Source organism: Saccharopolyspora oryzae, assembly GCF_027853915.1.
Classification (GTDB): domain Bacteria; phylum Actinomycetota; class Actinomycetes; order Mycobacteriales; family Pseudonocardiaceae; genus Saccharopolyspora; species Saccharopolyspora oryzae.
This window is the reverse complement of record NZ_JAQGLA010000042.1, coordinates 30,365-50,576: the sequence shown is the minus strand read 5'-3', so window position 1 is coordinate 50,576 and position 20,212 is coordinate 30,365. Positions and strand designations below refer to the sequence as shown.

The 20,212-nt window shown below is 69.1% G+C and carries 15 protein-coding genes and 3 tRNA genes; 5 read left to right on the top strand and 13 right to left on the bottom strand.

Annotation, left to right across the window (positions count from 1 at the left end; translation table 11 throughout):
• Positions 1-44: 44 nt before the first annotated feature.
• The gene (locus tag OU415_RS22980; RefSeq protein ID WP_270951129.1) at positions 45-746 is read left to right on the top strand and encodes an IclR family transcriptional regulator; all 702 of its coding nucleotides are present in this window, start codon (positions 45-47) and stop codon (positions 744-746) included.
• A gap of 126 nt (positions 747-872) precedes the next feature.
• On the opposite strand, the gene OU415_RS22975 is transcribed toward OU415_RS22980, so the two are convergent.
• The 5 genes from OU415_RS22975 to gltX form a co-directional block, all read right to left on the bottom strand.
• Positions 873-948, bottom strand: a tRNA-Glu gene (locus OU415_RS22975).
• A gap of 569 nt (positions 949-1,517) precedes the next feature.
• Positions 1,518-1,590, bottom strand: a tRNA-Glu gene (locus OU415_RS22970).
• 48 nt (positions 1,591-1,638) lie between these two features.
• Positions 1,639-1,710: transfer RNA gene (locus OU415_RS22965), tRNA-Gln, on the bottom strand.
• A 166-nt stretch (positions 1,711-1,876) separates the two neighbouring features.
• Entirely contained in the window at positions 1,877-2,623 is a 747-nt protein-coding gene (locus tag OU415_RS22960; protein WP_270951128.1) for an HAD family hydrolase, read from the bottom strand.
• Between the two features lie 148 nt (positions 2,624-2,771).
• The gene (gene gltX / locus OU415_RS22955) at positions 2,772-4,268 is read right to left on the bottom strand and encodes a glutamate--tRNA ligase (protein ID WP_270951127.1); all 1,497 of its coding nucleotides are present in this window, start codon (positions 4,266-4,268) and stop codon (positions 2,772-2,774) included.
• A 105-nt stretch (positions 4,269-4,373) separates the two neighbouring features.
• On the opposite strand from gltX, the gene OU415_RS22950 reads away from it, so the two are divergent.
• The gene (locus OU415_RS22950) at positions 4,374-5,606 is read left to right on the top strand and encodes an FAD-dependent oxidoreductase (RefSeq protein ID WP_270951126.1); all 1,233 of its coding nucleotides are present in this window, start codon (positions 4,374-4,376) and stop codon (positions 5,604-5,606) included.
• Positions 5,607-5,751: 145 nt separating this feature from the next.
• On the opposite strand, the gene OU415_RS22945 is transcribed toward OU415_RS22950, so the two are convergent.
• The 8 genes from OU415_RS22945 to OU415_RS22910 all read right to left on the bottom strand — a co-directional run bounded on the left by OU415_RS22945 (position 5,752) and on the right by OU415_RS22910 (position 16,216).
• Positions 5,752-6,534 carry a fumarylacetoacetate hydrolase family protein gene (locus OU415_RS22945; RefSeq protein ID WP_270951124.1) on the bottom strand — a complete coding sequence of 261 codons (783 nt, stop codon included), beginning with the start codon at positions 6,532-6,534 and terminating at the stop codon, positions 5,752-5,754.
• A gap of 413 nt (positions 6,535-6,947) precedes the next feature.
• Positions 6,948-8,579, bottom strand: a complete 1,632-nt coding sequence (gene cimA, locus OU415_RS22940) for a citramalate synthase (RefSeq protein ID WP_270951122.1) — start codon at positions 8,577-8,579, stop codon at positions 6,948-6,950.
• A gap of 385 nt (positions 8,580-8,964) precedes the next feature.
• The gene (locus tag OU415_RS22935) at positions 8,965-10,008 is read right to left on the bottom strand and encodes a 3-isopropylmalate dehydrogenase (protein WP_270951120.1); all 1,044 of its coding nucleotides are present in this window, start codon (positions 10,006-10,008) and stop codon (positions 8,965-8,967) included.
• A 294-nt stretch (positions 10,009-10,302) separates the two neighbouring features.
• A complete protein-coding gene (serA, locus tag OU415_RS22930; RefSeq protein WP_270951118.1) occupies positions 10,303-11,898 on the bottom strand; it encodes a phosphoglycerate dehydrogenase in 1,596 nt (531 codons plus the stop codon).
• Between the two features lie 319 nt (positions 11,899-12,217).
• Positions 12,218-12,463, bottom strand: coding sequence for a DUF397 domain-containing protein (locus tag OU415_RS22925; RefSeq protein ID WP_270951140.1), 246 nt, complete (start codon positions 12,461-12,463; stop codon positions 12,218-12,220).
• A gap of 166 nt (positions 12,464-12,629) precedes the next feature.
• Positions 12,630-13,625, bottom strand: a complete 996-nt coding sequence (gene ilvC / locus OU415_RS22920) for a ketol-acid reductoisomerase (protein WP_270951116.1) — start codon at positions 13,623-13,625, stop codon at positions 12,630-12,632.
• 247 nt (positions 13,626-13,872) lie between these two features.
• A complete protein-coding gene (ilvN, locus tag OU415_RS22915; RefSeq protein ID WP_270951115.1) occupies positions 13,873-14,379 on the bottom strand; it encodes an acetolactate synthase small subunit in 507 nt (168 codons plus the stop codon).
• Between the two features lie 7 nt (positions 14,380-14,386).
• Positions 14,387-16,216: an acetolactate synthase large subunit gene (locus OU415_RS22910; protein WP_270951113.1), complete on the bottom strand. Its 1,830-nt coding sequence runs from the start codon at positions 16,214-16,216 to the stop codon at positions 14,387-14,389.
• 368 nt (positions 16,217-16,584) lie between these two features.
• Here OU415_RS22910 and OU415_RS22905 point away from each other — a divergent pair, with 368 nt between their 5' ends.
• The 3 genes from OU415_RS22905 (at position 16,585) to OU415_RS22895 (ending at position 20,203) form a co-directional block, all read left to right on the top strand.
• Complete coding sequence (locus OU415_RS22905) at positions 16,585-17,058, top strand: PH domain-containing protein (RefSeq protein WP_270951112.1); 474 nt, start codon at positions 16,585-16,587, stop codon at positions 17,056-17,058.
• A gap of 151 nt (positions 17,059-17,209) precedes the next feature.
• Positions 17,210-19,054 (top strand): dihydroxy-acid dehydratase, encoded by a 1,845-nt coding sequence (ilvD, locus tag OU415_RS22900; protein ID WP_270951111.1) that lies wholly within the window; start codon positions 17,210-17,212, stop codon positions 19,052-19,054.
• Positions 19,055-19,153: 99 nt separating this feature from the next.
• Positions 19,154-20,203 (top strand): RNA polymerase subunit sigma-70, encoded by a 1,050-nt coding sequence (locus OU415_RS22895; RefSeq protein ID WP_270951109.1) that lies wholly within the window; start codon positions 19,154-19,156, stop codon positions 20,201-20,203.
• Positions 20,204-20,212 lie beyond the last annotated feature (9 nt).

The following is a 20,212-nucleotide window of genomic DNA, read 5'->3' as shown; positions in this document are numbered from 1 at the left end:
CCACAGAGTGGACTTCCCAGATGCCGGGAAGTTAGTATCGGTACGTGGGACAGCATAGCGGCATCGGAGTACTGGACAAGGCAGTGGCCGTTCTGCAGGCCGTTGCCAATGAACCGTGCGGCCTCGCGGAACTGTGCAGCCGCACGGGTCTGCCGAGGGCAACGGCGCACCGCTTGGCGGTGGGCCTGGAGGTGCACCGCCTCCTGCGCAGGGATTCGGACGGGCGCTGGCGCCCGGGAGCGGCTCTCGCGGAGCTCGCGGGCGGAGCAGTGGACCCGTTGCTGGAAGCAGCTACCACGGTACTGCCCAAACTCCGGGACATCACGGGCGAAAGCGTCCAGCTCTACCGCCGGGACGGCATGCAGCGCCTGTGCATCGCCACCGCGGAGCCCCCGAGCGGTCTTCGGGACACAGTCCCGGTGGGCACGGCCCTCTCGATGTTCGCAGGTTCCGGTGCCAAGGTCCTCGCGGCCTGGTCGGACCCGGCCACGCAACGAGCGGTCCTAGCAGAAGCGGTCTACGGCGAGCGAACCCTCATGGAGGTCCGAAGGAGGGGCTGGGCCCAGAGCGTCGCGGAAAGGGAATCGGGCGTGGCCAGTGTGAGCGCCCCGGTGAAGGACGCCCAAGGCCAGGTAGTAGCGGCGATATCGGTCTCAGGCCCGATCGACAGAATGGGCCGCCGCCCAGGAGCCCGCTGGGCAGCAGACCTACTAGCAGCAGCAGAAGCCCTACAAAACCGGCTGTAAACCCCAAACCCAACTAAAGGCGCGGGCCCAAAAGAGGGCCCGCCCAAAACACCCCCCCAACCCCAGCCCCCAGCCAAGCTGGACCAACACACAAAGAAGCCCCCACTCGATGAGTGGGGGCTTCCGTGGTAGTCCCGACGGGATTTGAACCCGCGCTACCGCCTTGAGAGGGCGGCGTCCTAGGCCGCTAGACGACGGGACCGCGCTACGTCAAGAACTCTACAACACGAACCCAACCCCCAAAAACCCACCCCCCAAAACCCCAACGACCAGCAAAAACCCACCCCAAACCACACCAAACCCCCAAACCCAACCCCAAGAGAAAAAAAGGAGACCCCCACCACAAACCCCCAAAGACCCGCCCCCGCAACAGGAAGATCACCCCCGCCATCGGGCAGGCCCCGCGAGCCCACCCCCGACGGTGCATTGTTCGCGATGCCAGCCGGCCCCACCGAAACGCGACCCCCACAAGGCCCCAACCCCACCCAATCAACGCCCACAAAAGCGGAAACAGAACGAGCAACCAAAGACACCAATGCCAAAGCCCGATAAGCCACCAAGCGCAACCGCCAGGCGCCGATCCCACAGAAGCAGTTGAAGGTCAGCCTGCGTAGGGCTGGTCCCCACCCAGACCGGGAACCCCACCCCTCGCAAGGAGCAGATACAAAAGCAACCCCCGCACCGTGGGGGGCATGGGGGGCTCGGCCCCCCAATAGAAAAACGGAAAGGGCCCTGTCTACGCATTACGTAGACAGGGCCCTCCCACCCTTGTAGTCCCGACGGGATTTGAACCCGCGCTACCGCCTTGAGAGGGCGGCGTCCTAGGCCGCTAGACGACGGGACCACGCTTGAGAGATCATCTTCTCGGCGTGCCGAGCTTCCGACCTTCTCGCTGGGGTACCAGGACTCGAACCTAGACTAACTGAACCAGAATCAGTCGTGCTGCCAATTACACCATACCCCATGGTGCCACCCCGGCCAGTTGTCCTTTTCCGATCTCCCCGAGGGGTTTTCGGCTTTCGGACTGCTGTCCGCGGCGTTGATAAATACTTTAGACCATGCCTCCAAGGCCGTTTCCAGGGGGGTCGGTTTTAGGCATCTCCGCAGGTCATGACGGCCGCAGCGCGCTTTCAGCGGATCAGCTCGGGAACGGCCGGGATGGCGGGCAGATCGGCGACGAGCATCTCGGGGAGTTCGTGGAGGCTCGTGATGGTCGGGACGTCGGCGGCCGCGGGCGCGCCGTCGCGGTTGAGCCAGATGCCGTGGAGGCCGGCGCTGGCGGCTCCGCGGGCGTCGGTGTCGAGCCGGTCTCCGACGTGGGCGACTTCTCCCGGGCTCAGGCCAAGGGCGTCGCACGCGGTGCGGAAGATCCGCGGATCCGGTTTCGCGACACCGACTTCGCCGGAGATGACGAGCACGTCGAAGACGTCGGCCAGCCCGACGGCAGCGATCTTCTTGCGCTGGTAGGCGCTGGGGGCGTTGGTGATGACGGCGAGCCGCAGGCCGCTGTCGCGCAGCCAGTCCAGGCAGGGGCGGGCGTCGTCGAAGAGGCCCCAGCCGCGCTGCATCGCGGCCATCCGCAGGTCTTCCCGGCGGGCGGCCTCGGTGTAGTCGATCTGCTCGCCGAAGGCCGCGAAGAAGGCCTTGGTGCGCTCGACGCACATCACGTCGAAGCGGAGCTCGTTGTTGACGTACCGCCCGTAGTAGTCGTCGGTGACCCGCTCCCACACCGGCCAGGCCCGGTCGGTGCCGAGGAGCTCCCGCAGGGCTCGCCGCGACGCGCGCGGCCCGTCCATCAGGGTGTCGTCCACGTCGAGGCAAACAGCCTTGAGCTGTCCGAGTTCGTGGGTGAAGGAGCTGGGGGGAGCGGATGTCACTCCGAGAGGCTAGGCGCTCACCCGCTGCGTCCGATTCGGCCAACCCAGTGATCCTGTCGGCCTATTTCCGTGACATACCTCCCGCAGATGCAACCGCACCCCGCGTCGGGACCGTCAGTGGACAGCCGCGGCGCGGGGTGCGGAGGCGTCAGCCCAGGGCCTTGCGGAGGCGGGCGAGGGAGACCTCGCGACCCAGGAGTTCCATCGACTCGTACAGCGGCGGCGACACCGTGCGGCCGGTGACGGCGACGCGGACCGGCGCGAAGGCCTTGCGGGGCTTGATGCCCAGGCCGTCGACGACCGCGTCCTTCAGGGCCTGCTCGATGGCACCGGTGGTCCACTCCGGCAGCGCTTCGAGGGCGCTGATGGCCGCTTCCAGCACCGGCTTGGCGTCCTCGCCGAGGGCCTTGTCCGCGGAAGCCTGCTCCGGGGCGAACTCGTCGCCGGCGAACAGGAATCCCATCATGCCGACCGCGTCGGAGAGCACGATGAGCCGCTCCTGCACCAGCGGCGCGGCGGCGCGCACGGTGGCCAGCTGCTGCTCGGTCGGCTCGCTGGGCAGCACGCCGCCCTTGACCAGGTACGGCACGATCCGCTCGACGAAGTCGTCCGGCGCGAGGGCCCGCAGGTGCGCGGAGTTGATCGCGTCGGCCTTCTTCTGGTCGAAGCGCGCCGGGTTGGCGCTGACCCGGCCGATGTCGAAGGCCTCGACCATCTCGTCCAGGCTGAACACGTCGCGGTCCTCGGAGATCGACCAGCCGAGCAGCGCCAGGTAGTTCAGCAGGCCCTCGGGCAGGAAACCCCGGTCGCGGTGGTGGAACAGGTTGGACTGCGGGTCGCGCTTGGAGAGCTTCTTGTTGCCCTCCCCCATGACGAACGGCAGGTGGCCGAACTCGGGCGTGAAGTCGGTGACCCCGATGCGCTGCAGCGCCTCGTAGAGGGCGATCTGCCGCGGCGTGGAGGACAGCAAGTCCTCACCGCGCAGCACGTGGGTGATCCGCTGCAGGGCGTCGTCGACCGGGTTGGTCAGGGTGTAGAGCGGATCTCCGTTGCCGCGCACCAGGACCGGGTCCGGGACGCTGCCCGCGGGGAAGGTGATCTCGCCGCGCACCAGGTCGGTGAAGGTGATGTCGCGGGCCGGCATCCGCAGCCGCAGCACGGGCTTGCGGCCCTCGGCGCGGAACGCGGCGATCTGCTCTTCGGTGAGGTCGCGGTCGAAGTTGTCGTAGCCGAGCTTGGGGTCGCGGCCGGCCGCCTTGTGCCGGGCCTCGACCTCCTCGGGCGAGGAGAAGGACTCGTAGAGCTCCCCGGCGGCCAGCAGGCGCTGCGCGACGTCGGCGTAGATGTCGCGGCGCTCGCTCTGCCGGTAGGGGCCGTAGGGACCGCCGACCTCGGGGCCTTCGTCCCAGTCCAGCCCCAACCAGCGCAGCGCATCCAGCAGCGCCTGGTAGGACTCTTCGCTGTCCCTGGCTGCGTCGGTGTCCTCGATGCGGAACACCAGGGTGCCCTTGTTGTGCCGGGCGAACGCCCAGTTGTAGAGGGCGGTGCGGATGAGGCCGACGTGCGGAGTGCCGGTCGGCGAGGGGCAGAACCGGGCCCGGAGGGGCCTGGCGTCGGCTGTTGCTGCTGCTTCTGGCGTGCTCATAACACATCCAGCCTAGTCACCGGTCGGCGGCGCTTGACGAGCGCGTCCCGGCGAGTCATCCTGAGCTTATTCAACAGACGTTGAAATACATCGGGAGGGATCGCAATGGAGCGAACCACCTGCTGCATCGTGGGCGGCGGACCGGCGGGAGTGGTCCTGGGGCTGCTGCTGGCCCGCTCGGGCGTCGAGGTGACCGTGCTGGAGAAGCACGGCGACTTCCTGCGCGATTTCCGCGGCGACACGGTGCACCCCACGACCCTGCACCTGCTGGACGACCTCGGCCTGGCCGAACGCCTCGACGAACTCCCCCAGCGCCGCCTGAACCGGGTGTCGGTGCCGGTCGGCCCGAACGACGAGCTGTTCGCGCTGGGCGACTTCAGCAGGCTGAAGATGAAGTACAACTACATCGCGATGGTCCCGCAGTGGGACTTCCTGGACCTGCTCGCCGACGCCGGCAAGCAGGAGCCCTGCTTCGACCTGCGGATGAACACCGAGGCGACCGAGCTGATCCGCGAAGGCGGCCGCGTCAACGGCGTGCGCTACCGCACCTCCGACGGCAGCACCGGCGAGCTCCGGGCGACCATCACGGTGGCCTGCGACGGCCGGAAGTCGTTCGTGCGCACCATGCCCGAGCTGGGCCTGCAGGACTTCCCGACGCCGATGGACGTCCGGTGGTTCCGGGTGCCGCGCCACCCCGACGACCCGGTGGGCGCGATCGGGCTGATCCGGGACCGCGCGTTCATGGCGATGCTGGACCGCGGCGACTACTTCCAGGTGGCCCAGATCATCGCCAAGGGCACCGACGCGCAGGGCCGCAACCGGCCCGTCGAGGAGTTCAACGCCGACCTGGTGCACAAGATCCCCTGGCTCGCCGGGCGGGACCTGGTGGCCGACTGGGACGACGTGAAGCTGCTGCACGTCACCCTGGACCGGCTGCGCAAGTGGCACGTCCCGGGTCTGCTGTGCATCGGCGACGCCGCGCACGCGATGTCGCCGGTCGGCGGGATCGGGATCAACCTCGCGGTCCAGGACGCGGTCGCGGCGGCCCGCTACCTGGCCGGCCCGCTGCGCGAAGGCCGCTTGGAGCGCAAGCACGTCGCGGCGGTGCAACGCCGCAGGTGGCCGACGACCGTCCTGATCCAGCGGCTCCAGCGCGTGATCCACGACAACGTGATCACGCCGGCCCTGCACGGCGAGATCGACTTCGGCAACACCGCACGCCTGCCGCTCCCCCTGCGGGCGACGGCGAAACTCCCGTGGCTGCGCAAGATCCCGCCGTACGTCCTCGCCTACGGCGCGGTCCGCGAACGCCCACCGGAAGCCGCGCTCCGGCCTTGACCGACCGTTCTGGGAACCGGCGGAACCCGTCGCGACGCTGCTCGTAGCCGCGATCGCCCTCCACGAGCTAGCGGCCGGGCGCCCGCGCGAAGACCTGCGCGCGGGCGTCCGACAGCTCGCCGAACGGACGGCGTCGTAGCCGGGATCAGCCCTGCTGGACCGGGTTGGTCAAGGTGCCGAGGCCGTCGATGGAGACCGAGACCTTCTGACCCGCCTGCATCGGGCCGACGCCCGCCGGGGTGCCGGTGAGGATCACGTCACCGGGCAGCAGGGTCATCACGCGCGAGATCCACGACACCAGCGCGCCGACGTCGTGCAGCAGCAGCGAGGTGCGCGAGTTCTGCTTGAGCTCGCCGTCCAGCTCGGTGCGGATCGCCAGGTCGGCCGGGTCGACGCTGGTGTCGATCCACGGACCCAGCGGGCAGAACGTGTCGTAGCCCTTGGCGCGGGTCCACTGGCCGTCGGCCTGCTGCTGGTCGCGCGCGGTGACGTCGTTGGCGATCGTGTAGCCGAGCAGGACCTCGGTGCCGCGCGCCTCCGGCACGTCCTTGCACGGCTGGCCGACGACCGCGGCCAGCTCGCCCTCGAAGTCCACCCGCTCGGAGTTCGGGGGCAGCTTGATGGGCATGTTCGGGCCGATCACCGAGGTGTTCGGCTTCATGAAGATCACCGGGTTCGCCGGCGGCTCACCGCCCATCTCCCGGGCGTGCTCGGCGTAGTTCTTGCCGATGCAGATGACCTTCGTGGGCAGGATCGGGGCGAGCAGCCGGACATCGCCCATCGGCCACTTGCGCCCGGTGAAGGTGGGGTCGCCGAAGGGGTGCTGGTCGATCTCGACCGCGAGCACCTTCTCCTGCGGCGCAGCCGGATCCGGCTCCAGTGCCACGAAGGACACCCCGTCGGAGTGGGCGACACGTGCCAAGCGCAAGACGAACCTCCGCGATCAACTGTGGACTTCCGACTCGAAAGCCTATCTCCGAACCGCACCACCAGCTCCAGCGGCGGAACCCGGAGCCCGGTCCCCCGCGAATTCCGTCGAGGTTTTTCCATCCTCGTCCTGCGTGGCGGTGCGGGTAGCGGAACCTCAGCGCCCGCCTGGACTCCGGTTGCCCGACTTTATGTATGGCCAATACACGGCAGTCGAGCCGTCCTCGCCAGGCGAACGCTGAGAACCCGCGGCGGCGCAAGCGCCGAGGGTGGGCTATGCGCCTGCGGCGCATGCGACCCGCACCGCACGGTGCCGGTCATGCCTCGCGGTCACAGACCGCACCTGATGCAATTTCAATGGAAATTGGACGTCCGATTTCAATGGAATTTGCGGCGCACGTCACGTCGAAGCGGTCAGCGGGAGGTGGTGGGCTTGCGGGAGGCCTTGTAGACCAGGGCGTCGCAGAGGGCCAGCCAGCTGGCTTCGACGATGTTGGCGTGGACGCCGACGGTGGTCCACTCCTCCTCGCCGTCGCGGGACTCCACCAGCACCCGGGTCACCGCGTCGGTGCCGGGGGCGTCGGTGAGGATGCGGACCTTGTAGTCGGCCAGCTCCACCGATTCCAGCCACGGCAGGTGCGGGACGAGTGCTTTGCGCAGCGCCGCGTCCAGCGCGTTGACCGGGCCGTTGCCCTCCGCGGTCGCGATGACCCGCTCCCCCGCCACGCGCACCTTCACGGTGGCCTCCGCGATCACCTCGCCGTCGGAGCGGTGGTCGAGCACCACGCGGTAGGACTCCAGCTCGAACGGTGCTTCCACCGGTTCGGCACCGGCCGCGGTGACCATCTCGCGCCGCAGCAGCAGTTCCAGCGAGGCGTCCGCGGCTTCGAACGACCAGCCGCGCGCTTCGAGCTCCTTGACCCGGCGAACCGCGCCGGTGACCGCATCCGGCGCCGACGACAGGTCGAGACCGAGTTCAGCGCCCTTGAGCTCCAGGCTCGCGCGCCCGGCCATCTCGGTCACCAGCACCCGCATCCCGTTGCCCACCACGGCCGGATCGATGTGGTTGTACAGCTCGGGGTCCACTTTGATCGCGCTCGCGTGCAGACCCGCCTTGTGCGCGAAGGTCGACTGCCCCACGTACGCCTGGTGCGTGTCCGGCGCCAGGTTGGCGATCTCGGCGAGCGCGTGGGAAGTCCGGGTGAGCTCGCGCAGCTTTCCCTCCGGCAACACGGGCATCTCGAGCTTCACGCCCAGATTCCCCAGCACCGCGAACAGATCCGCGTTGCCGGCCCGCTCGCCGTAGCCGTTGGCGGTGCACTGCACGTGCGTGGCACCGGCCTGCACCGCCGCGACGCTGTTGGCGACCGCGCAGCCGGTGTCGTCCTGGCAGTGGATCCCGAGGCGGAATCCCGTGCGCGCAACGACTTCCCCGACCGTCTCGGCGAGCTGCAGCGGCAGCTGACCGCCGTTGGTGTCGCACAGCACCACGACGTCCGCGCCGGCCTCCACAGCGGATTCCAGCACGCGCAGCGAGGTGTCCGGGTCGAACGCGTAACCGTCGAAGAAGTGCTCGGCGTCGAGGAACACGCGACGCCCCTCGCCGACGAGGTGGCGCACCGTGTCGGCCACCATCGCGCAGTTCTCGGCGACATCGGTGCGCAGAGCCCGTTCGATGTGCCTGCGGTCCGATTTGGCCACCAAGGTCACCACCGGGGCGCGGGAGTCCAGCAGTGCCCGGACCTGCGGATCTTCGTCCACTTTGGCCCCGGCCCGGCGGGTCGAGCCGAACGCGACCAGCGCGGCGTGCCGGAGTTCGAGCTCGCCTTCGGCGGCGCGGTGGAAGAACTCGGTGTCCTTGGGGAGCGCGCCCGGCCAGCCACCTTCGACGAAGCCGACGCCGAGCGAGTCCAGCAGCCGCGCGACGGCGAGCTTGTCGGTCACCGAGTAGGAAATGCCCTCGCGCTGCGCGCCGTCCCGCAAGGTCGTGTCGTACACGTGGAATTCGTCGCCCAGAGGGGTTCCGGCCGGAGTCGTGCGGGTCACTGGATCTTCTCCCGATGGCGTCGGAGTTGGGTGGGTGCGGCGGGCGCAGGCAACAAAAAAAGACCCCCCGCAGGGATGCGAGAGGTCAGCGCGCCGGGGTGCGGAGTCGTCTACCCGGCGCGCTCGCCAATAATGATCACACTGCGGAAAGCCACGTCCCCATGCTGCCACAACGCACCACGCGACCACCAGCTGATCACAACTTCCCACCATCCGGACAGGCGCCCGATGCCCGGCTCCGGCCGGGACGGACTGCAGTTTCAATTGAAACTGCAGATCCCACCCACGGCGGACCGCAGTTTCAATTGAAACTGCGGATCCACGACACTCGATCGGGGCAACGAAAAAGGCGCCCCCGGAGGGACGCCTTCTTCGTCGCGATCGATCACGCCTGGGGCGCGACCTCCCGCGAGGAGACCAGGGCCGCGAGGCGGTCGCCGATGGCGAAGGTCGCCCCCGGCGCCGAGTGGTCGCGGGTCGCCAGGTCGAACGCGACCGACGCCTCGACGCGCTTGGCCGCCTCCGACATCCCCACGTGGTCGAGGAGCATGGCCACCGACAGCACCGCGGCCGTCGGGTCCGCCACGCCCTGCCCGGCGATGTCCGGAGCGCTGCCGTGCACCGGCTCGAACATGCTCGGGTTGCGGCGGGTGGCGTCGATGTTGCCGCTCGCGGCGAGCCCGATGCCACCGGTGACCGCACCGGCCAGGTCGGTGATGATGTCGCCGAACAGGTTGTCGGTGACGATCACGTCGAACCGGCTCGGGTCGGTGACCATGTGGATGGTCGTGGCGTCCACGTGCTGGTAGGCGACGGTGACGTCCGGGTACTGCAGCGAGACCTCCTCCACCACGCGCGACCACAGCGAGCCGGCGTGGGTGAGCACGTTGGTCTTGTGCACCAGCGTCAGGTGCTTGCGCGGCCGGGAGGCCGCACGGGCGAACGCGTCGCGCACCACGCGCTCCACGCCGAACGCGGTGTTGATGCTGACCTCGGTGGCGATCTCGTGCGTGGTGTCCTTGCGCAGCAGGCCGCCGTTGCCCGCGTACGGGCCCTCGGTGCCTTCGCGCACGACGACCATGTCGATCTCACCGGGGTCGGCCACCGGGCTCTTCACGCCCGGGTACAGCCGCGCCGGGCGCAGGTTCACGTGGTGGTCGAGCTCGAAGCGCAGCCGCAGCAGCAGACCGCGCTCCAGGATGCCGCTGGGCACCGAGGGGTCGCCCACGGCGCCGAGCAGGATCGCGTCGTGCTGCCTGAGCTCCCCGAGGACCGATTCGGGAAGCAGTTCTCCCGTCGAGTGCCAACGCGCGGCGCCGAGGTCGTATCGAGTGATCTCGGTATCCGGTACGACTTCACCCAGGACCTTGAGTGCCTCGGCAATCACTTCCGGCCCGATCCCGTCACCGGGGATCACAGCGAGCCGCATCTACACACCTCCCGAGAACCACCCCGAACTGCGGGGCTCGAACTGTTGAGCCGAAGGCTACCGGCACGAACGTGGACAGCGGCATGCCGGGCCCACCAAGTGGATGAACCTTCCCGAACTGTGGGACACCCGAAAGAGTGAAACGACCTTGGAGTCCTGGTCCGACGCTGAGGACGTCCCACAACGCGGAACGCACACAGGTTCACCCAACCGTGCAGTAACAGGCAAAACCGGCCCAACGCAGACGGGGGGGGCGCGGGTTCCGGCGCACCCCGCGTCTGGGCCCTTGAGGACTTACTCGAACGTCACCGTGCGGACGATGCGGGCGCCGACGGCGGCACCGATCGGCTCCAGCACACCCGGCTCGACCGGACGGTCCACGCGCAGCAGCATGATCGCGTCGGAGCGCTCGGTGGTCTGGCTGACGGTGGCCGCCTCGATGTTCACGCCGACCTCGCCGAGCAGCGTGCCGACCTTGCCCATCACGCCCGGGCGGTCCGGGTACTCCAGCAGCAGCACGTTGCCCTCGGCCCGCAGGTCGAAGTGGCGGCCGTTGACCTCCACCAGCTTCTCGACCAGGTTCGAGCCCGACAGCGCACCCGAAACCCGCGCGGTGCGGCCGTCGGCGAGCCCGGCGCGCACGGTCACCACGCTGCGGTGGTTCGGGCTCTCCGGCGAGGTCACGACCTCGACCTGCACGCCCAGGTCTTCGGCCAGCTGCGGGGCGTTGACGAAGGTGACCTGGTTCTCCACCGCACCGGCGAACACGCCGCGCAGCGCCGCGAGCTGCAGCACCGAGACGTCCTCGGCGGCGAGCTCACCGCGCGCCTCGACGGTCACCGAGCTCGGGGTGGTGCCCAGCAGCGCGGCCAGCAGCTGGCCGAGCTTCTGGGTCAGCGACAGGTACGGCTGGACCTCTTCGCCGACCGCGCCGCCCTGCACGTTGACCGCGTCCGGCACGAACTCGCCGCGCAGCGCCAGCCGCACCGAGCGGGCCACGTCGGTGCCCGCGCGGTCCTGCGCTTCCGCGGTGGAGGCGCCCAGGTGCGGGGTGACGACCACGTTGTCCAGCTCGAACAGCGGGCTCTCGGTGGTCGGCTCGGTCTTGAACACGTCGATGCCCGCGCCGCCGATCTGGCCGTTGCGCAGCGCGTCGACCAGCGCGTCCTCGTCGATCAGGCCACCGCGGGCGGCGTTGACGACCAGCAGCCCGGGCTTGGCCTTCTTCAGCTCCTCGGCGCCGATCAGGCCCAGCGTCTCAGCGGTCTTGGGCAGGTGGATGGAGATCGCGTCGGCGCGGGCGAGCAGCTCCTCCAGCGACACCAGCTCGATGCCCAGCTGCGCGGCGCGAGCGGCCGAGACGTAGGGGTCGTAGGCGATCAGCTTGGTGCCGAACGCGGCCACCCGCTGCGCGAACAGCTGGCCGATCTTGCCCAGGCCCACCACGCCGACGGTCTTGCCGTTGAGCTCGACACCGGTGTAGGAGCTGCGCTTCCACGCGCCGCCCTTGAGGCTCGCGTCGGCCTGCGGGACGTTGCGGGCCAGCGACAGCAGCAGCGCCATCGCGTGCTCGGCGGCCGAGACGATGTTGGAGGTGGGAGCGTTGACCACCATGACGCCGCGCTCGGTGGCGGCCGGTACCTCGACGTTGTCGAGGCCGACCCCGGCGCGGGCGACGACCTTGAGCTTCTTCGCCGCGGACAGCACCTCGGCGTCGACCTTGGTGGCGGAACGGACCAGCAGCGCGTCGGCCTCGGCAACGGCGTCGAGCAGCGCGGGCCGGTCCGTACCGTCCACGTTGCGGATCTCGACACCGTCTCCCAGCGCGTCGATCACGGACGGAGCCAGCTTCTCGGCGATCAGGACGACAGGACGGCTTGCGTTGGTCACGGGCGAACTCCAGTTGGAAGATCACGGTCGGCACGACGATGTGCCCGGACGAATGGCGAGTTTAACGGGAGATTGAGAAAGAGTTCACAAGGGTGTAGCCCGGATCACCGGTTTTCCGACCACTCATCCGAGAACCCGCCTGACCAGCATTGTCGCAGATCAATCCGGGTGTGAAAAAAGGAGGGCGCGAGCTCGACGGGGCTAATTGCCACCAAATCGGACTAGTGGTTCTGGATGCGACGTCGCACTCGAGCGCAGCAGGCGGGTTCTCAGACGTCTTCCCGGCGACGAGAAGGCGCCTGAGGTTTCCGCGGATCGTTCACGGCTCGTCGAACTCGCCGTCCTTGGCGCCGGCGACGAAGGCGTCCCACTCCTCCGGGGTGAACACCAGGACCGGCCCTTCCGGGTCCGCACCGTTGCGCATGCCGATGTAGCCGTCGACGAACGCGATCTCCACGCCGGGCTCGTCGGGGTCGTCGGTGCTGGTGATCCACTCGGCGGTGGAGAAGTCCAGCCGGTCGCGGATGTGCGCCTTGTCGTCGACGATCTCGTTCTCACTCACGATCCGCACTGTATCCCTCACGCACAGCCGCGAAACGCCCCCCAGCAGGGGGAATTTCCGCAGGTCCACGAACAGCGCGCGGCCCGGTGTCCCTTGTGGGGGCACCGGGCCGCGCACATCGGCGGAACGCGCGGATGGGCGCGCAGCCGAAGCTTTTCGCCTGCCTAGATCACTTGTTGGTCCAGGACATCAGGGCGCGGAGCTTCTTGCCGACCTCTTCGATCTGGTGGGCGTTGCCCTCGGCCTGCAGCTTGGTGAAGTTCGGGCGACCGGCCTCGTCCTCGGCCACCCACTCCTTGGCGAAGGTGCCGTCCTGGATCTCGCCCAGGACCTTGCGCATCGACTCCTTGACGTGGGCGTCGATGACGCGCGGGCCGCGGGTCAGGTCGCCGTACTCAGCGGTGTCGCTGCAGGAGTAGCGCTGGCCGGCGATGCCGCCCTCCCACATCAGGTCGACGATCAGCTTGAGCTCGTGCAGCACCTCGAAGTAGGCGATCTCCGGCTGGTAGCCCGCCTCGACCAGGGTCTCGAAACCGGCCTGGACCAGCGCGGAAGCACCACCGCAGAGGACGGCCTGCTCACCGAACAGGTCGGTCTCGGTCTCCTCCTTGAAGGTGGTCTTGATGACGCCGGCGCGGGCACCACCGATGGCCGCGGCGTAGGACAGCGCCAGCGCCTGGGCGTTGCCGGAGGCGTCCTGCTCGACGGCGATCAGGCACGGAACGCCCTTGCCGTCGACGAACTGGCGGCGGACCAGATGGCCCGGGCCCTTCGGGGCGACCATCGCGACGTCCACGTCGGCCGGCGGCTGGATCAGGCCGTAGCGGATGTTGAAGCCGTGGCCGAAGAACAGCGCGTCGCCCTGCTTGAGGTTCGGCGCGATGTCGTTGGCGTAGATCTCGCGCTGCTTGGTGTCGGGCGCCAGGATCATGATCAGGTCGGCTTCGGCGGAGGCCTCGGCCGGGGTCAGCACCTTCAGGCCCTCCTCCTCGGCCTTGGCGCGCGACTTGGAGCCCTCCGGCAGACCGATCCGCACGTCGACGCCCGAGTCCCGCAGGCTCAGCGCGTGGGCGTGGCCCTGGCTGCCGTAGCCGATGACGGCGACCTTGCGCCCCTGCACGATGCCCAGGTCGGCGTCCGCGTCGTAGAAGATTTCAACTGCCATGGGAATTCAGCGTTTCCTTTCGGATTTTCGACCTGCTTCGAAGCGGCGAAGCCGCTTGGCCTCACCCTCGCAACCTGCACCGCCGCGGGTTCTCAGACGTCGTCTGGCGAGGACAGCCCCAGCGCTGTGTATTGGTCATACATGAGTCGGGGATCCCGCAGCCAGACGGCGTCTGAGGTTCCGCTACCGGCACCGCTACGCAGGACGGCTCCGCAGATCTTCAATTTTTTCGGCCTGTGGCGGGGGTTTATCGCACTGCTGTGGCCGTGATGGAGCGGGGGCCACGACCGATCGCGATCGTTCCCGACTGCACCATCTCGCGGACGCCGTAGGGTTCCAGCATTCGCAGCAATGCGTCGAGCTTATCGGCGGTACCCGTCGCCTCGATGGTCAGTGCCTCAGGCGAGACGTCCACCACCTTCGCGCGGAACAGCTGCACGGTCTCCAGGACCTGGCTGCGCACCGACGCATCACCGCGGACCTTGACCAGCAGCAGTTCCCGCTGGACCGCCACCTCCGGTTCCAGCTCCACGATCTTGATCACGTTGACCAGCTTGTTGAGCTGCTTGGTGACCTGTTCGAGCGGCTGCTCGTTGACCGCGACCACGATCGTCATCCGGGAGATCTCCGGGTGCTCGGTCGGGCCGACGGCGAGCGACTCGATGTTGAAGCTGCGGCGGGAGAACAGCCCGGCCACGCGGGCCAGGGCGCCCGGAACGTTCTCCACCAGCACGCTGAGCGTGTGTCGACTCATCGCCCGCTCACTCCTCGTCCTCGAAATGCGGGCGGCTGTCGCGCGCCGCCATGATCTCGTCGTTGCTGGTGCCGGCGGCCACCATCGGCCAGACCTGGGCGTCCGCGCCCACCACGAAGTCGATCACGACGGGGCGGTCGTTGATCTCCATCGCCCGCTGGATGACGCTGTCGACGTCCTCCTTGGACTCGCAGCGCAGGCCGGCGCAGCCGTAGGCCTCGGCGAGCAGCTTGAAGTCCGGGATGCGGTGCTTGTGGGTGCCGAGGTCGCTGTGCGAGTAGCGCTCGGCGTAGAACAGGTTCTGCCACTGGCGGACCATGCCGAGGTTGCCGTTGTTGATGACGGCGACCTTGATCGGCAGGTCTTCGATGGCGCAGGTGGCCAGTTCCTGGTTGGTCATCTGGAAGCAGCCGTCGCCGTCGATGGCCCACACGACCTTGTCCGGCTCACCGGCTTTGGCGCCCATCGCGGCCGGAACCGCGTAGCCCATGGTGCCCAGACCGCCGGAGTTCAGCCAGGTGCGCGGGTTCTCGTACTTGACGAACTGCGCGGCCCACATCTGGTGCTGGCCGACGCCGGCCGCGTAGATGGCCTCCGGCCCGGCGATCGCGCCCAGCCGCTCGATGACGTACTCCGGCGACAGGCTGCCGTCGCCGGGCCACTCGTAGCCCAGCGGGAACCGGTCGGTCCAGTCGTTGAGCTGCTCCCACCAGGCGGTCAGGTCCGCCGTGCCGTGCTCGGTGGTGGCGGTGGCGACCGCGTCGATCAGCTCGGCGAGGACGTCCTTGCAGTCGCCGACGATCGGCACGTCCGCGTGGCGGTTCTTGGAGATCTCCGCCGGGTCGATGTCGGCGTGCACGACCTTCGCCTCGGGCGCGAACGACGACAGCTGGCCGGTGACCCGGTCGTCGAAGCGGGTGCCCATCGCGATCAGCAGGTCGGCGCGCTGCATCGCGGTGACCGCGGCGACCGTGCCGTGCATTCCGGGCATGCCCAGGTGCTGGGGGTGCGAGTCGGGGAACGCGCCGCGCGCCATCAGCGTGGTGACGACGGGGATCCCGGTGCGCTCGGCCAGTTCGCGCAGTTCGGCGTGCGCGTCGGCCTTGATCACGCCACCGCCGACGTAGAGCACCGGGCGCTGCGCCTCGGTGATCATCTTGGCGGCCTCGCGGACCTGCTTGCCGTGCGGCTTGCTGGTCGGCTTGTAGCCGGGCAGCTTCATCTCCGGCGGCCAGGAGAACGAGGTGGCGGCCTGCTGGACGTCCTTGGGGATGTCGACCAGCACCGGACCCGGGCGACCGCTGGCGGCGATGTAGAACGCCTCGGCGATGGTGCGCGGGATGTCCTCGGCCTTGGTGACCAGGAAGTTGTGCTTGGTGATCGGCAGCGTGATGCCGCAGATGTCGGCTTCCTGGAAGGCGTCGGTGCCGATCAGCGCGGTGCTCTGCTGACCGGTGATGGCCACCACCGGCACCGAGTCCATGTGCGCGTCGGCCAGCGCGGTGACGAGGTTGGTCGCTCCGGGGCCGGAGGTGGCCATGCAGACCCCGACCTTGCCGGTGGCCTGGGCGTATCCGGTCGCCGCGTGCCCCGCGCCCTGCTCGTGCCGGACCAGCACGTGCCGGACCTTCTGCGAGTCGAGCAGCGGGTCGTAGGACGGGAGGATGGTGCCGCCCGGAATGCCGAAAACGATCTCGCAGCCCACGGATTCCAGGGAACGCACGAGTGCCTGCGCACCGGTGACCTTCACTGGGGCACCGCTGGGCGGTGCGGGTTTCGGGCGGCGTCCAGGCGGGGGCGCCGGGACCGGATTCTGCCTGGTGTTGGCGCTGGTCATCGGGTCTGCCTCAAGGTCGGTAGGTTGGGCTGGACACGAAAAAACCCCCGCGGACCACAAATGGCCCCACGAGGGTTGGCGCGTCGACGCTGCGAACTTCCTAGGCGTCGACGCGCCGGGGAAGTACGAGAATGTCGTGCAGTCGCAGCATGGCTTGGACGTTAATCGGCGCGACCCGTTCCGTCAAACAATGCGGGACAGCTTTCCCGCATGCTGGACTCCCGATTTCCGCCCGGAACACCATCGCCGCAGCTCAGATGTGTTCCAACTGCCCGCAGTGTGACACACAACGCGCCCGGTCGGGGCATATGCCGTCCACCGAGCAGGACCTTGGCGGGGCTCCGACCGCAGGTGAGACCATCGATGGCGTGAGCGAGACCCCCCAGCAGCAGCCCGAGCAGCCCGAGGACGACCAGGTCGCCGAGACCCCGGCGAGCTCCGAGCAGCCGAAGCAGCCCGAGCTCCCGAAGTCGCTGACCTTCCGGATCACCCCGGTGTCGCAGCTCGCGGTGCTCGCCATCCTCGTCTGCGCCACCCCGCTGGCCTGGGCCGCGTACCCGTGGGGCCTGCTGGTCTACCTGATCCCGCTGGGCCTGTCCTGGTGGATCGTGCGCACCCGCACCACGGTGAGCCCGGAGCGCGTCGCGGTGCGCACCGCGTTGAGCGGCGACCGGTTCGACTGGGACGAGGTCGTCTCGCTGCACCTGGACGAGAAGCGCTGGCTCAAGGCGGTCCTGACCTCCGGCAAGGAGATCACCCTGCCCGCGGTGCGGGTGCGCGACCTGCCCCGCTTGTCCGTGATGAGCGGTGGGCGCCTGCCCAACCCGGAATCGCAGGAGTAATCTCGGCGGCACCGCCACTCCCCGCGCCCACAAGGTGCGTTCCTTCGGCGACGGGTGTTTCCAGCGGAAGTCGCCGCGCGCGTTCCCGTTGAGACCACCGAACACCCGCGCCGGGTGAAATGCGTTGCTCTTCCCGAACGAGAAGGTGGATATGCCTCAGCTGCGCTCTCGTACTACTACCCATGGACGCAATGCCGCGGGCGCCCGATCGCTTTGGCGTGCCACCGGCATGACCGACGACGACTTCGGCAAGCCGATCGTCGCGATCGCCAACTCCTACACCCAGTTCGTGCCCGGGCACGTGCACCTGCGCGACCTCGGCGACGTGGTGGCCGAGACGATCCGCGAAGCGGGCGGCGTGCCCCGGGAGTTCCACACCATCGCGGTCGACGACGGCATCGCCATGGGCCACAGCGGCATGCTCTACTCCCTGCCCTCGCGCGAGCTGATCGCCGACTCGGTGGAGTACATGGTCAACGCGCACAAGGCCGACGCGCTGGTGTGCATCTCCAACTGCGACAAGATCACCCCGGGCATGCTCAACGCCGCGATGCGGCTGAACATCCCGACGGTGTTCGTCTCCGGTGGTCCGATGGAGGCCGGCAAGGCCGTCGTGGTCGAAGGCGTCGCGCAGGCCCCGACCGACCTGATCACCACCATCGCCGCCTCCGCGAACTCCGCGATCGACGACGACGGGCTCAGCGAGGTGGAGCGCTCCGCCTGCCCGACCTGCGGCTCCTGCTCGGGCATGTTCACCGCGAACTCCATGAACTGCCTGACCGAGGCGCTCGGCCTGGCGCTGCCCGGCAACGGCTCGACGCTGGCCACGCACGCCGCGCGCCGCGCGCTGTTCCAGGAGGCCGGCCGGACCGTCGTGCGCATCGCCAAGCGCTACTACGGCGAGGACGACGAGTCGGTGCTGCCGCGGTCGGTCGCGAACAAGAAGGCGTTCGAGAACGCCATGGCGCTGGACATGGCGATGGGCGGCTCGACCAACACGGTGCTGCACACGCTGGCCGCCGCGATCGAGGGCGAGGTCGACTTCGACCTGGACGACATCGCCGAGACCAGCCGCCGGGTGCCGTGCCTGTCGAAGGTCAGCCCGAACTCCGACTACCACATGGAGGACGTGCACCGGGCCGGCGGGATCACCGCGATCATGGGCGAGCTGGACCGCGCGGGCCTGCTGCACCGCGACGTCTCCTCGGTGCACAGCTCGAGCCTGACCGAGTGGCTGTCCAAGTGGGACATCCGCGGGGAATCCCCGTCGCCGGAGGCCATCGAGCTGTTCCACGCCGCGCCGGGCGGGGTGCGCACCACCAAGGCGTTCTCCACCGAGAACCGCTGGTCCTCTTTGGACACCGACGCGGTGGGCGGCTGCATCCGCGACGTCGAGCACGCCTACACCGCCGACGGCGGGCTGGCCGTGCTCAAGGGCAACCTCGCCGAAGAGGGCGCGGTGGTCAAGACCGCGGGCGTCGAGGAGGACCTCTGGTACTTCCAGGGCCCGGCGCGCGTGCTGGAGAGCCAGGAGCAGGCCGTGTCGGCGATCCTGAAGAAGGAGATCCAGCCCGGCGAGGTGCTGGTGATCCGCTACGAAGGCCCCTCCGGCGGCCCCGGCATGCAGGAGATGCTGCACCCGACGGCGTTCCTGAAGGGCTCCGGTCTGGGCAAGAAGTGCGCGCTGATCACCGACGGCCGGTTCTCCGGCGGTTCGTCGGGCCTGTCGATCGGCCACATCTCCCCCGAGGCGGCCAACGGCGGCGCGATCGGTCTGGTGGAGGACGGCGACCAGATCCTGATCGACGTCCGCGAGCGCAAGCTGGAACTGCTGGTCTCCGACGAGGTCCTGGCCGAGCGCCGGGCCAAGATGGACGCCAGCGAGCAGCCGTGGCAGCCGGTGGGCCGCGAGCGCCAGGTCACGGCGGCGCTGCGCGCCTACGCCCGCCTCGCCACCTCCGCCTCCTACGGCGCGGTCCGCGACGTCAACAAGTAACCGCCCGCACGAAGAACGGGCCCGCATCTGCTCGATGCGGGCCCGTTCTCACGTTTTCGGGAACTAGTGTTGACGCGGAGTCCCAGGAGGTGGCGGGTCGTGTCGGACGAGATCAGCGCGCTGGTGGCCGCGGCGCAGGGCGGCGATCAGGTCGCGTTCGGCGAGTTGACCGGGCGCTACCGCCGGGAGCTGCAGGTGCACTGCTACCGGATGCTCGGCTCGTTCGACGACGCCGAGGACGTCGTCCAGGAGGCGCTGCTGCGGGCGTGGCGGCGCCGCGAGTCCTACGAGGGCCGTTCGACGTTCCGCGCCTGGCTGTACAAGATCGCCACCAACGCGTGCCTCGACCTGATCGACCGGAACAAGCGGGTCGCCGGCCCCTACCGGGTTCCGCCGCTGGCCGGAGCGGGGTCGCCGCCGATCGAAGTTCCCTGGCTGCAACCGGTTCCGGACCACCTGCTGGAACCGGTCGCCGACGCCGAGCAGGAACCCGCCGCGGTGGCGGTCGCGCGGGAGACCGTCGAGCTCGCGCTCCTGGCCGTGATCCAGCAGCTGCCCGCCCGGCAGCGAGCGGTGCTGATCACCCGCGACGTGCTGGGCTGGCCCGCCACCGAAACCGCGGCGCTGCTGGGGACAAGCGTCGCCTCGGTGAAGAGCGCGTTGCAGCGGGCGCGGGCGACGTTGAAGCAGCAGCTTCCCCGCAACCGGGACGACTGGACGCAGTCCGCGGAACCGAGCGCCGATGAGCGCGCACTGGTGCGGCAGTACGTCGAAGCGCACCAGCAGGCCGACCTGGACGCCCTCGCCGGACTGCTCGCCGAGGACGTGCGGCAGACGATGCCGCCGCACCCGGCCTGGCTGGTCGGCCGCGACCCGCTGCTCGACTTCGCCCGGCAGGTCTTCGACCGCGATTCGCAGTGGTACCTCGGCGCGTGGCGCAGCGTGCCGACCAGCGTGAACCGGCAGCCCGCCGTCGCGCACTACGTCCAGCGCCCGACCGCCGAGCACACTCGCGACCTCGCCGGGGAGTTCCGCGCGCAGGTGCTCGACGTGCTGCGCGTCGACGACGGCCGGATCACCGCGATCACCTCGTTCGAACCGCGCTGGTTCGCCGCGGCCGGCCTGCCGCTGGTGCTGCCGCCGAACTGATCTCCGCCG

Bases quoted from the DNA above. Each gene is read 5' to 3' on its own strand.
- OU415_RS22910 (WP_270951113.1), bottom strand. From the start codon at position 16,216: ATGACCAGCGCCAACACCAGGCAGAATCCGGTCCCGGCGCCCCCGCCT.
- ilvN (WP_270951115.1), bottom strand. From the start codon at position 14,379: ATGAGTCGACACACGCTCAGCGTGCTGGTGGAGAACGTTCCGGGCGCC.
- OU415_RS22950 (WP_270951126.1), top strand. From the start codon at position 4,374: ATGGAGCGAACCACCTGCTGCATCGTGGGCGGCGGACCGGCGGGAGTG.
- OU415_RS22935 (WP_270951120.1), bottom strand. From the start codon at position 10,008: ATGCGGCTCGCTGTGATCCCCGGTGACGGGATCGGGCCGGAAGTGATT.
- gltX (WP_270951127.1), bottom strand. From the start codon at position 4,268: ATGAGCACGCCAGAAGCAGCAGCAACAGCCGACGCCAGGCCCCTCCGG.
- ilvC (WP_270951116.1), bottom strand. From the start codon at position 13,625: ATGGCAGTTGAAATCTTCTACGACGCGGACGCCGACCTGGGCATCGTG.
- ilvD (WP_270951111.1), top strand. From the start codon at position 17,210: ATGCCTCAGCTGCGCTCTCGTACTACTACCCATGGACGCAATGCCGCG.